Origin of the sequence: Pseudoalteromonas espejiana DSM 9414, assembly GCF_002221525.1 — a bacterium.
In the GTDB taxonomy this organism is placed as follows: Bacteria; Pseudomonadota; Gammaproteobacteria; order Enterobacterales; family Alteromonadaceae; genus Pseudoalteromonas; species Pseudoalteromonas espejiana.
In genome coordinates, this window is record NZ_CP011028.1 from 3,102,234 (window position 1) to 3,114,722 (window position 12,489).

The following is a 12,489-nucleotide window of genomic DNA, read 5'->3' on the forward strand; positions in this document are numbered from 1 at the left end:
CCTTTACAGGGGTGGTTTTTTTAAGTACAAAGGGTTCGTTTATTAACGTTGCCAAAACCTTAAATTGCGTAGCACTTCAATAAACTTATCGGCTGAATGCGCCTCTAAATCTACCCAACCATCATCTGCTTTTCCATCAAGGCCTGCCGCTTTAAATAAAGGCATTGCCTCTTGCGTGTAGCCAATGTATTTCATATGGGCAAATGCATCGTTTACAAAGTCTTTAGCCTCAGGAATACCAGCAAGTTTTTCAGCGCCTTCTTGAGTCGCCAGTACCATTACTGCATCGTACAATACCGAAGGGCCACCATTAATTACTTGGTCCGCAGCAATGTGCTTGCCTTTACTACAACATGCGCCGCCAACTTGCGCTGCAATAATTTCAAAGTTTGCGCCTTCGGCTTCAAGTTCATTTACAACTGAATCAAAAATATCTGCGTCAAAGCCATCGCTTACTAAAATACCTAACTTGCGGCCTTTAAAGGTGTTAGGCGCATTTTTTAAAATGCTAAGCGCATCTGAAGTAGGTAAGTCATCGCGAGTTGGCATTGCGGCTTCTGCCGGCTCTGGCATTTCTTGTAAGCGCAAGCCTTTGGCAACCTCTTGCGCTAACGTATCGTCAATATTAAGTAAGTGCGAAACCACACGCTCACGTATTGGTAAATGCTCAACTTTAGAAAGCTCAAACACTAGCGCGTATTGAATATGCGCTTGCTCTACGTCTGTTTGGCTTAAATAAAATTGGCGTGCTTGGCTGTAATGATCGCTAAATGTTTCTGAGCGATAACGTAATTTATCACCGCCGCTTACTTCAGGCTCGCTTGAGCTTTTAAAGCCATGTACAGGGCATTCGCGCGGGTTATTTTCACCGCCACTCCACGAGTTTGGTTCGTAATTTACACGCCCTTTTGGATTGTGCATTGCCATGTGGCCATCTTGTTGAAAATGACGCATTGGACATTTAGGAGCATTAACCGGAATGTGCGTAAAATTAGGCCCGCCTAAGCGCTTAGTTTGAGTATCTAAGTACGAAAAGTTACGACCTTGAAGTAGCGGGTCGGGTGTAAAGTCGAGCCCTGGTACAATATTTTGAGTACAAAATGCGACTTGTTCTGTTTCTGCAAAAAAGTTGTCTACAACACGGTCAAGCACCATGCGGCCAACAATTTGTACTGGCACTTGCTCTTCAGGTATAAGTTTGGTGGCATCAAAAACATCAAATTCAAATTCATCAGCAAATTGCTGATCAAACACTTGCACACCTAACTCCCACTCAGGGAAGTCGCCGTTGCCAATAGATTCCCACATGTCTCTGCGATGAAAATCAGGATCGGCGCCATTAAGCTTAAGTGCCTCGTTCCATACTACCGATTGCATTCCGCCTTTTGGTTTCCAATGAAATTTTACAAATTTCTCATCGCCCTTGGCATTAATAAATTTAAAAGTATGAACGCCAAAGCCTTCCATAAAGCGTAAAGAGCGCGGAATAGCTCTATCAGACATTGCCCACATAACCATGTGCATTGACTCAGGTGACAAGCTCACAAAATCCCAAAAGTTATCATGCGCTGTTTGCGCCTGTGGAAAACCACGATCTGGCTCAGCTTTAGCGCTATGTATTAGATCAGGAAACTTCATTGCATCCTGAATAAAAAATACAGGTATATTGTTACCCACTAAATCCCAGTTTCCCTCTTGGGTATAAAACTTAACAGCAAAACCGCGTACATCACGTGCTAAATCTGGCGATCCTTTGTTACCTGCAACCGTAGAGAAGCGAGTAAACACTGGTGTTTTTTCACCTTTTCGCTGAAAAATATCTGCACAGGTTAAATCTTCAAGCGTGTCGTATGTTTCAAAATATCCGTGTGCGCCATAACCTCTGGCATGTACCACACGCTCAGGAATGCGTTCGTGATCAAAGTGAAAGATCTTTTCGCGCATTACATGATCTTCCAACAATCCAGGGCCGCGCTTGCCTGCACGTAATGAGTTTTGATCGTCGCTTACAGGACAGCCCTGCGTGGTGGTCATGGTAGGGTGTTCATCCGACGCCTTTTGATGCAACTCGCCGCCATGCCCTTTATTACCTGAGTATTTAAATGATTCAGCCATGTTTAGTCCTTCATACAGTTTGATTTAATGGGTTATTAGTTTTTATGAGCTTTAAAACTAAAAGCGACCTTGCAAATGCAAAATAAAGACCAGCCATACAACCTAGTAAAAAAGGGCCATATAGGCAAAAAAGTAGTATTTAGAGGATTTAAAAAAAGAAAAAGTTACACAGGTATGTAACTTTTTCACATAAAAAAAGAGCACGTAAAAGTGCTCTTAGGTTTATGCAGTTCTAGATTTAGCTAATCTTTATTCTCGTTAACTAAAATAACTTTACGATGTGGGAATGGAATTTCTATATTGTTTTCATCAAGGGCTTTTTTAATAAGCTCAGGCACTGTGTATATAATTTCAAAATAATGCTCACCTTTACAAAACGGCCTTACTAAAAAGTCCACTGAGCTGTTATTAAGTGTTTCTACTTCTACAAATGGTGCAGGGTCTTTTAATATATGTGGATGCGCCTCTAATACACTATCTATTACTTTACGAACTGCGTCGGTGTTTTCATCGTATGCCACACCAAAGTGCATATCTACACCACGAATTGGGTGGTGCGAGTGGTTAATAATTTGCGCCCCCCAAATTTGGCTATTTGGAATAATAACTTGCTGATTATCGAACGTTTGCAAAATTGTAGTAAACATATCTACTTCAGTTACTTTACCAAAGCGCCCTGCTGCTTCAATAAAATCATTCACTTTATAAGGTCTAAATATGAGTAACATTACGCCTGCAGCTAAGTTAGACATAGCGCCTTGCAATGCTAAACCAATTGCTAAACCTGCAGCGCCTAATAACGCAATAATTGAAGCCGTTTGTACACCAAAGCGATTTAACACGGCAATAAATACAAACGCTAAAATAATGTAACGGGCCATGCTGCCCAAAAAGCGAAATAAAGTGTCGTCTAAATGAGTGTACTTGTGACACAAGCCAATAATTATCCCTCTTACTTTACCTGCAAGCCACAAACCTAAAAGTAAAATAACAATTGCTAGCAGAATATTAGTTGCCCAATTAAGTGCTGCAGGTAGGTACTGGTTTACATCTATATTATTTATTATGTCGTCCATTTTTGCTTCCTGTTGAACTAGTTGTAAATTAAAAAACCAAAAACAAACGTAATATTAACTTTTAATTAACTAAATTACGAATTTATAATGAGGAAGTAGCCTTTTTTAATTTTTATGCAGTTATTAAGCTTAAATAAAACTTAAGGCGATTATAAAGTGAGCACAAATTACATTTGTTGCGTACATATTGTTCAATTTGTAAATAAAGCCAATGTGTTCTAAACCTTAAAGAGACACTTTGTTAAGGAACATTGTTATGCCAACAACAAATACTATTAATAAACATGCAGAATTTGCTCGCTGTATTGAATGCAATAAAGTTGACACTTTTGCGGCCTTTCATTGGCTTGCACTTGCGTTTAAAGACATGGCGCGCGCACCGCTACTGAGCCTTATTTATGGCGTTATATTTACGCTGATTCCTGTTGCCATTGTTTACTCAGCAGTGTTTACAGGTACCTACTTAGTTATTTTGCCAGCAACCGTTGCCTTTGCTTTAATAGGTCCCGCATTTGCAGCAGGGCTATACGATGTAGCATGGGAACTCGAAAAAGGCCATAAACCAACGTTTGCACATTCTATTAAGTCGATGTTTAGAAACCCCGTAGGTGAATGGGGGTTTGCTATATTGCTTATGGTAATAATGATTGCTTGGATGCGCTTAGCCGCATTAGTACACGCTTTATACCCAAGCCACGCCAACCCAACCTTTGAAGAGCTATCGGCGTTTTTAACACTGGGCAGTATTATTGGCGGCGTATTATTAGTAACGGTATTTTCGCTTTCGGCATTTGCCCCACAAATTATGATGGAGCGCCGCGTTGATATAATGACCGCAGTGATCAGCTCTATGAATGCAGTAAAAACTAACTTTGCTGCCATGGTTGTGTGGTCAATCTGTATATTTTTATTGGTAGCTATTGGTTTTGCTACCGGTGCGACAGGCTTTATTATTATTATGCCGCTACTTAGCTACGCCAGTTGGCATGCCTATATAGCTGTTATTAAAACTAAAAAGCCTCGCGGATACGAGTAACACTTTACCAACCACATGAGTTAACAACCACGGTAAATAAAAATAGCGCCTTAGGCGCTATTTTTTTGTTCGTTTTAAAATGCTTAAAACATACTACTTAAAAAACCCAAATAGCATGTAAAAATGGTTGGTTTTCTATTTCATCAGTACCTAGCTTGTTGTACCAATAACGCCACTCAACCCCAACCATTAATTGCTTAGCATCTAAATTAAAGTTTTGACCAACATCCCAATGCACTGCGGGCTGCGCAAGCAGCCATTCGTTTACTTTGCTACCTTGCTCGTCATCACGCCCTGAAATATATTCAACGTGGCCAGTAAAATAAAATGCTTGGCTACCTAACGAAAAAGGAGCGCCCCACGCAAGGTCTATAAAAATACTGTTATCTTGCTTAGCTAGCTGATCTTTTTGTACGCCACCGTTAGCGTCGATGTATCCAGCAAAAGTTGTGGTTAAAAAATCAAATCCAGGGGCGTCCCAACTTAACTTTATACCGGGCGTGTATTTCATTAAGCCTTCTTCGCCTGCATTAATACCAAACACTAAACCTGTATCTTTTATTGGGCCATACTTTAAAGAGGTATTAAGTGCTTTAGATAAGCTAAGTGTTGTGTACCACTCGCCATAAATACCCGTATCTTGAAAACCATCGGTAAGGCTGTCGTTTAAAAAGTCGATAAAAAAGTAGTTATCACCTAAGTCATGCTCAGATGCATGCTCTATAGTGTATGTGCGTGTAAATGACGACTCCCCTGTAAAAGGGTTTAAGGCATCACCAAAATTTGTGTGAAGCTGTGTAACGCTCCAGTTTTCTGCCAATGCTGAGTGCGACAAAAGCAGTATAAGTGTTGTAAACAGTGTTTTTAAAAAATTCATATATTATTAACAGAACCCCAATTAAAATGCGGCAGGAGTATACCAGTGAGCATTTACTAACTAAAGGGCTTGGGTAATAAAAAGAGATTAGATTTTAAAAAATAACCAATATAAGCACTAAATTATGAGCGCCTCTATTTTTAAATTTAAGAATTACTTAGTAGTGTGCATAATTTACAAAAACAAGTGCACAAAATTCATTATATCTCTAACCTAGCTAATTAATAAAAACAAACCAAAGCAAATAAATACATTAAATATCAATAACTTAACTTTGATTTGTTAGGTAGGCACAGGCTTTGCTTCATGTTTGGTAAGTTTAGTAGTAGCAAAGGCTACATGCAGCAAATTATATAACGGGAGACATTATGAGTAACTCACAACATCCAATTGAATTTACAGCCCCAGGTATGGATAACGAAGCAGCAAAGCAAACTATTGCAACACTTGATAACAGACTCGTTGCCCTTTTAGACTTGCAACTTACTTTAAAGCATATTCATTGGAATGTAGTGGGACCAAGCTTTATTGGTGTTCATGAAATGTTAGACCCACAAGTTGACGCTGTTCGCGAAATGACCGACACCATTGCTGAGCGTATTGCAACTTTAGGTGGTACACCGCAAGGTACACCTCAATCAATTGTAGAGCGCCGCTCATGGAACGAGTACTCTTTAGGCAAGGCCTTTGTTGTAGAACATTTAGGAGCACTAGATAAAGTTTACACAGGCGTTAATGGCGATCACCGTAAAGCCATTGAAACTCTATCTGAGCTAGATCCTGTATCTGAAGACATGATCACCAGCCAACTTGGCGATTTAGAGCAATTTCAGTGGTTTGTACGTGCACACATTGAATCGTCTGCTGGCAAACTTAATCATTAATATTTAAGCCTGCTTTGAGCTACAAGGATTGTTAAAAACATTAAAGGACTAATAAATCTACAAGGATACGTTACAAAGCAGGCACAGGATGACGCAAAACCTACAAGGACTCGTTGATTATTACATACAGGACGGTAATAAAAGCAGCAAGGATGATAAACGCTTACTAACGGAATAACTACAAGGATTGTTAAAATACAAACGCCTAGCATACCTATGCTAAGCGTTTGTGTTTTTTACCCACTATTAAAGCTTAAAACTATCCCAAGGGCCTGTTATAGCAAGCGTTTTAGTTGGCATGTATACATTTACAAATAACGTTTTTCCGTCAGGTGAAAAACACGCCCCAGCCAATTCACTTTGTGCATGCAATTTTGCAAAGTTATACACCTCTCCTTTTGGCGTAACCCCTCTTAAATGATTGTTAACTGTTTCTGTGTATTGATCTTCACACACAATTAAGTGGCCGTTTGGCGCAACTGTTAAGTTATCACCAAAATTATAAAGAGACTCATTAGTGCTCTCTACAAATAACTGAATTTTACCCGGACTTGCGCTTTCTTGGTCGGTGCCTTCATGTATTGATGGCTGATACTTCATTACCTGCCCTAGCTGTTTTGCCCCGCCATTTGTACAGCAAAAGTAAAGCTCGCTATTACCCCAATGAATACCCTCACCACGGGCAAACAAAGCAGCGCCTTTGTTGTGACCTTGTTTTCTTAAATCGTCGTTGGGGCTTTTAGGATCGGTTAAATTAATCCACTCTACAGCCAAATCGCTGTGCAATTGCATTGCTGAAGCACTCCAGTTTCGGCTGTCAAACTGCGGCTGATTTTTAATAACCATAGCCTGAAGCTGGCCGCCTTGGTTTAATTTACCGCGTTGATGAGGAATAAATCGATAAAATAAACTATCGCCTCTATCTTCTGTTAAATAAACAATGCCGGTGCGGGGGTCTATTGCTGCAGCCTCGTGATTAAAGCGACCCATATCGTACAATGGCTCAGGAGTTACTAAACCCTTAGCATTGCCTGGTACTTCAAATACATAACCATGTGATTTATTAAGGCCGTCTTTAGTATCCATAACGGTTTCTTCACAGGTAAGCCAGCTTCCCCAAGGCGTTACACCACCAGAGCAATTTCTAATTGTGCCACACAAGGATAAATATTCTTGCTCGCGTTTTTGCTCTTTTAAATTATAAATAATATGGCTTGTACCACCCGGTAGCGCTACACCATTTTCAAGCGAATCATAAGCTAAAGGTGTTTTATGGTTACTAATTAAAGCAGACGCAGTATCAATATGTAACGGCTGTAATTCGTGGTTACGTACAAGCGCAACACGCTCATTATCTAATGTAATACAGCCCATACCATCGGCTCTGTCGGGTACATCTAGGCCATCATCCATTTTATCACCAATCTTAGATATAACCTGATAAGTAAACCCTTCTGGTAAATCAAGCAATGCATTAGTATCGGCAAGTAATGGGCCGTAAGCTGGTAATTTGGCTGTTACTTCTGGCAGTGCTACTATACCCATGGCACTTCGCGATAAGCCTAAAAATGCTAATGTACCCGCACTGAGTAAAAACTCTCTTCTAGAAACCATTTTATAAATCCCGTGTGTTTGTATTAATCAACTTATAATAAAGTAATTTGCTACCTAAAAACGCAGCGCTTTGATAAATTCATCAAATTGTAATGTTGTAACATACCATGTATACCAAATACATGTAGATTAAACTTATTCATTTGCCCTAAAGGTATAATAATAGGATAGTAAGTTACTCATAAAACAACGGCTTAATTAGGAGTATCATGATCAAAGTATTACTAGCGACAAGCTTAATTGCCTCTTCATTCGCCGCTTTAAGTAGCCCCCTCACCGTTGAAGAACAACGAATTAATAAAGCAAAAACAGCAATGCCAAAGGTTTTAAATGCCTTTAGCTCACAAATAACAACCTTTGAGCAGCAGTTTAAATCATTAAATAACTTTAACGATGCTAAAAAATTAGTAAAAAGCTACAGCTTTGAATTATGGCAAAGTGCCAAACAACGCATTATAAAAACCAACAACTACGACGACCGAGAGCTCTACTGGGCGCGTTTACTTTCAAGTAAAGTAATACGTAGTACATCACCTAACTTTTCGCCCTCTGCAGCTCAGTTAAATACCTTACTTTCCATGCTTGAAGAAGGCAGCCGTGGCCGTACCGATTTAGCCTTTTCATCTGGTAGTAATAAAAAAATTATACTAACGGGATTTGACCCATTTTTACTCGATAAAAACATAAACCAAAGTAACCCCTCCGGCGTAGCTGCGCTGTTGCTTGACGGGCAAATCATTAATTACAACGACGTGAGCGCCGAAATTAATACAGTAATGGTGCCTGTTCGCTACGAAGACTTTGATCAAGGCATCATAGAGTCACTCCTTGCCCCTTACTACGCACTTAATAATGTAGACATGGTGGTAACAGTTAGCATGGGCAGAACCGAGTTTGACCTAGAACACTTTCCAGGCAAGCGCCGCAGCGTAACCGCCCCCGACAACGCCAATATTGTATACGGCGGCACGCAAACCAGCCCTGTTATACCTAAATTAAATGGCCGCCCTTTACCTGGCAATGAGTTTGTAAAATTTAGCTTGCCTTTAAGTTACATGCAAAACGCCAAAGGCCCATATAAAGTGATCGACAACCGAGAAGTCACCACGCTAGATCAAACCTTTAAAGCGCCTTCGTACGGCGCGCTTAAAAATAGTGTTGCAGTAAATGGCGGCGGAGGTGGTTATTTATCTAACGAAATATCGTACCGCAGCATACGCCTTCGCGATGAGCTTAACTCAAGCATACCAACGGGGCATATACATACTCCACGTATACAACAGTTTGAGCCAGAAACAGAAGCAAAAATAGTTAAACAAATTAAGGCAATGCTAGAGCAAAGCTTAGTCGCATTGTAAGTTATGAAAGTAAATTTAAGTGTATAAAAAAGGGCAATATTGCCCTTTTTTACTTTCCTCGGTATTAACCTTTAGGGTAATTAGATGGAAAAAACGCGCGTTTGGCTTCTTCATCAAACTCTTTTTTAAAGGCCACATCGGTGCCTATTTTGCGCGCACGAGCAACCGCTGGGCGGCTATCAATACTTTCAAACCAACGTTTTAAATTAGGGTATGGTGCTAAGCCTTCTTCACCAAGCACTACTGGTGCTTTATCAATCCAACCCCAAGCAGATACATCAGCAATGGTGTATTCATCACCCACTATAAAGTCCCGGCCTTCAAGGTGTGTATCAAGCACTTCGTAATGGCGCTGTGCTTCACGCAAGTATCGGTTAACCGCGTAATCAAGCCCTTCTGGCGCCATGTGTCTAAAGTGTACACTTTGCCCAGAATACGGCCCAAGGCCCGATGCAATAAACATTAACCATGAGAGCATTTCGGCGCGATTTTCCACCTTACCTGCTAACTTATCGTGCTTTTCACTTAGGTACATTAAAATAGCGTTTGAATCAAACACACGAGTTTCACCATCAACAATAGCAGGTGCTTTTGCATTAGGATTAATGGCTTTAAATTCAGGTGTATGTTGCTCACCTTTTAACGTATCAAGTGGCACAAGTTCAAACGGCAGCCCTGTTTCTTCTAAAAACAAAGCAACCTTCATTGGGTTAGGTGTATGGTGAAAATAAAATTTGATCATAAAACGCTCCTAAAAGTAGTATCACCAATTAAACCACAAATTGAGCGATCGTTCAATTTTATGCTTTTTTAACTTAGAAATACTCACATTGAGCCTTACCATCTTTAGAAAGATAACTTGTAGATGAATAAAGTTGCATGAATTACAATTTTTACATCACTAAAAATTTAAAGTTAAATCATTAATAACATTGCGTTTACAAAGGTTTTTGTTTATAAAGTCGCTTAGAATGGATTCTTAAACTTTATACTTGTGCAAGCTCCTTTCTAGATTACTTCTGCATTTATTTAAACGGATATAAAAAACTTATGCGCATAAGCAATAAACACATTAAAACAATAATAATTTCTGCATTAACTGCATCTACGTTATCTGGTTGTGCAACTACATCGTCAAAAGTAGTTGAAACGCCAACTGTAGCAAGCTACAACACAACCTACTCTGGTACAAAAAGCAAATTGGTCGTAGGCCAATTTGTAAATCGCTCTAGCTTTCAAAACGGTATTTTTTCCTCAGGCCAAGACCGATTAGGCAGCCAAGCAAAAACAACACTAATGAGCCACTTACAACAAACAAATCGCTTTAGTGTGCTCGATCGTGACAATATGGCAGCCCTTGCAGAAGAAGCAAAGTTAACAGGGACTAAACAAGTTCTTAGCGGAGCTAAATTTGTGGTAACTGGGGATGTAACAGAGTTTGGTCGAAAAGCCATAGGCGATCGCCAACTGTTTGGCTTATTAGGTAAAGGTAAATCGCAAATTGCATATGCAAAAGTGACCTTAAATATTGTTGACGTAACAACTTCAGAAGTTATTTACTCAGTTCAAGGCGCTGGCGAATACAGCTTATCTGAGCGCGAAGTTATTGGATTTGGTAGTACAGCTTCATACGATGCTACTTTAAACGGAAAAGTGCTTGATTTAGCGATTCGTGAAGTAGTTAATAAGCTTGTTACTGGTTTAGAATCAGGTCAGTGGGGTAATAAATAATGAAAAAATTATTATCTCTTGTTGTGGTCTGTGCTGCCCTAGCAGGCTGTAACTCAACTAAAGAGCCAATTTATTATTACGGCGATTATAGCACTGCAGTTTATGCCTACCTAAAAGCAGATGAAGTATCAGCTGAAGAACAAATTAGTATGCTTGAGCAAATAATTAGTGAAGCTGCGGGTAAAAACAAACCTGTTGCGCCTGGCCTTCATGCTCACTTAGGTATGCTCTATTTTGAAACAGGTAATCCTTCTTTAGGTACTACTCACTTTGAAACTGAAAAAACACTTTTCCCAGAGTCAGTTCAGTATATAGACTTTCTTTTAAACTCAGCAAAAGGTGCCTAACATGTTTAATTTGAAAACACTTACGACGGCAGCACTATTAGCACTATTAGCACTTCTTGCAGGGTGTGTATCGCCTCCACCAGCACACGATTACACCGCATTCAAGCAAGCTGATCCTCATTCAGTAATTATTTTACCGCCATTAAATAATACACCTGAAGTTATAGCCCCATACAGTGTTATGACCCAAATGGTTGCTCCTATTGCTGAGTCTGGTTTTTACGTATTTCCAGTAGCTCTTGTTGAGCAAACCTTCAAGGGCAATGGCCTCACAGTTGCAAGCGATGTACACCAAGTACCAGTAAAAAAACTACATGATATTTTTGGTGCTGACACTGCTCTATACATTACTATTGAAGAATATGGTACGAGTTATGTTGTAATTTCTAGCGAAACCGCTGTAACTGTATCAGCGTCATTAGTAGATTTACGTTCAGGCGAACAGCTATGGCAAGGTACTGCAAGGGCTTCTTCAGCAGAACAGCAAAATAATAGCGGTGGCGGATTAGTTGGCATGCTTGTAGTTGCTGCTATTAATCAAATAGCAGAAACAGTAACCGACAAAGGGTTTGAAATTGCAGCGATTACTTCTACCCGTTTACTATCGTCTGATGCTTATAACGGCCTTCTGTACGGACCACGTTCACCTAACTACGGTCAACCAGCACCTAGCGAAAAGAAGCAGTAACGGAATACAGTTATTAACCTAAAAATGAAAAAAGCCGAACTAAATGTAGTTCGGCTTTTTTAATAACCGCTCTCAAGGCCGCTTTCTTTCACATGCTCAATTAACTCAGGAAAAAATGCTAAAAATACCGCTTCTAATTCATGGTAGTTACGCGTTATATCCTCTGCAGTACCCGCAAAGTTATTAGTAAAACGAATGCGTTTGGCTATGTTATCGAGCGCAAGCCCTATTCCATTAATTGTTTCGTACTCTTTAAACCAATCGTTTTTGGTCATACTGGTTACAGCCTGTTGCATGCGCGGCGGCATAATAGGCATACGTTTATTTAAAAGCGCAAAGCTATTGTACTTAAAGTCGCTTAAAGGCTGCTGATTAAAGCGCTGCCAATGCATAATTAAAAAGTGATCAAACACCACGTCAATAGCCACGCCTGCAAAGCGCTTACGCTCGGGTGAAAAGTACTGTTTGGCTTCTTTTACTAACGGGTGAGAGTCGGTAAATTTATCGACTAAGTAATGGTTGTTTAGCGCGTTTTTAACTGTGTTTGGCAATTGTTCTACATGCCTTTTACCACCAAAATCACCTAGTAAATTTCCAAAGTGCGAATCGGCTGTAGGCTTTGCTAAATAAAGGTGAGCTAAATAATTCACATGTCCTCTGTTTTGGTAGTTAATACATTTTGATGGTAACTTAAATTTATCTAAAATTCAGATGCCGGTCTCTCAAAGTAAAGCAATAAAAGCACCAAAAGTTATAAACGCCC

12 protein-coding genes are annotated in these 12,489 nt (G+C 39.8%); 6 read left to right on the top strand and 6 right to left on the bottom strand.

What is annotated here, in order from left to right; translation table 11 throughout:
* Positions 1-42: 42 nt before the first annotated feature.
* The gene (locus PESP_RS14030) at positions 43-2,115 is read right to left on the bottom strand and encodes a catalase (RefSeq protein ID WP_089348582.1); all 2,073 of its coding nucleotides are present in this window, start codon (positions 2,113-2,115) and stop codon (positions 43-45) included.
* A 242-nt stretch (positions 2,116-2,357) separates the two neighbouring features.
* Positions 2,358-3,191 carry a mechanosensitive ion channel family protein gene (locus PESP_RS14035; protein ID WP_089348583.1) on the bottom strand — a complete coding sequence of 278 codons (834 nt, stop codon included), beginning with the start codon at positions 3,189-3,191 and terminating at the stop codon, positions 2,358-2,360.
* A 256-nt stretch (positions 3,192-3,447) separates the two neighbouring features.
* On the opposite strand from PESP_RS14035, the gene PESP_RS14040 reads away from it, so the two are divergent.
* On the top strand, positions 3,448-4,227 hold the full coding sequence (locus PESP_RS14040) for a DUF2189 domain-containing protein (RefSeq protein ID WP_089348584.1): 780 nt from the start codon (positions 3,448-3,450) through the stop codon (positions 4,225-4,227).
* Positions 4,228-4,324: 97 nt separating this feature from the next.
* On the opposite strand, the gene PESP_RS14045 is transcribed toward PESP_RS14040, so the two are convergent.
* Positions 4,325-5,104, bottom strand: a complete 780-nt coding sequence (locus tag PESP_RS14045) for a nucleoside-binding protein (protein WP_089348585.1) — start codon at positions 5,102-5,104, stop codon at positions 4,325-4,327.
* A gap of 368 nt (positions 5,105-5,472) precedes the next feature.
* On the opposite strand from PESP_RS14045, the gene dps reads away from it, so the two are divergent.
* Positions 5,473-5,988: a DNA starvation/stationary phase protection protein Dps gene (gene dps, locus PESP_RS14050; protein WP_089348586.1), complete on the top strand. Its 516-nt coding sequence runs from the start codon at positions 5,473-5,475 to the stop codon at positions 5,986-5,988.
* A gap of 246 nt (positions 5,989-6,234) precedes the next feature.
* Here the strand turns inward: dps and PESP_RS14055 are convergent, their stop codons facing one another.
* Complete coding sequence (locus tag PESP_RS14055) at positions 6,235-7,602, bottom strand: alkaline phosphatase PhoX (protein ID WP_089348587.1); 1,368 nt, start codon at positions 7,600-7,602, stop codon at positions 6,235-6,237.
* 209 nt (positions 7,603-7,811) lie between these two features.
* On the opposite strand from PESP_RS14055, the gene PESP_RS14060 reads away from it, so the two are divergent.
* Positions 7,812-8,960 carry a hypothetical protein gene (locus PESP_RS14060; RefSeq protein WP_089348588.1) on the top strand — a complete coding sequence of 383 codons (1,149 nt, stop codon included), beginning with the start codon at positions 7,812-7,814 and terminating at the stop codon, positions 8,958-8,960.
* A 64-nt stretch (positions 8,961-9,024) separates the two neighbouring features.
* Here PESP_RS14060 and PESP_RS14065 read toward each other — a convergent pair whose 3' ends face one another.
* A complete protein-coding gene (locus PESP_RS14065; protein WP_089348589.1) occupies positions 9,025-9,702 on the bottom strand; it encodes a glutathione S-transferase family protein in 678 nt (225 codons plus the stop codon).
* A gap of 308 nt (positions 9,703-10,010) precedes the next feature.
* Between PESP_RS14065 and PESP_RS14070 the strand changes: the two genes are divergently transcribed.
* The 3 genes from PESP_RS14070 to PESP_RS14080 are packed head-to-tail and all read left to right on the top strand — an operon-like array spanning position 10,011 to position 11,726.
* A complete protein-coding gene (locus tag PESP_RS14070; RefSeq protein ID WP_089348590.1) occupies positions 10,011-10,691 on the top strand; it encodes a CsgG/HfaB family protein in 681 nt (226 codons plus the stop codon).
* A complete protein-coding gene (locus PESP_RS14075; RefSeq protein ID WP_089348591.1) occupies positions 10,691-11,038 on the top strand; it encodes a DUF4810 domain-containing protein in 348 nt (115 codons plus the stop codon). The genes PESP_RS14070 and PESP_RS14075 overlap by 1 nt, the downstream gene beginning before the upstream one ends.
* Position 11,039: 1 nt before the next feature.
* Entirely contained in the window at positions 11,040-11,726 is a 687-nt protein-coding gene (locus PESP_RS14080; protein WP_089348592.1) for a DUF799 domain-containing protein, read from the top strand.
* A gap of 59 nt (positions 11,727-11,785) precedes the next feature.
* Here the strand turns inward: PESP_RS14080 and PESP_RS14085 are convergent, their stop codons facing one another.
* Complete coding sequence (locus PESP_RS14085; RefSeq protein WP_089348593.1) at positions 11,786-12,376, bottom strand: acyl carrier protein phosphodiesterase; 591 nt, start codon at positions 12,374-12,376, stop codon at positions 11,786-11,788.
* Positions 12,377-12,489 lie beyond the last annotated feature (113 nt).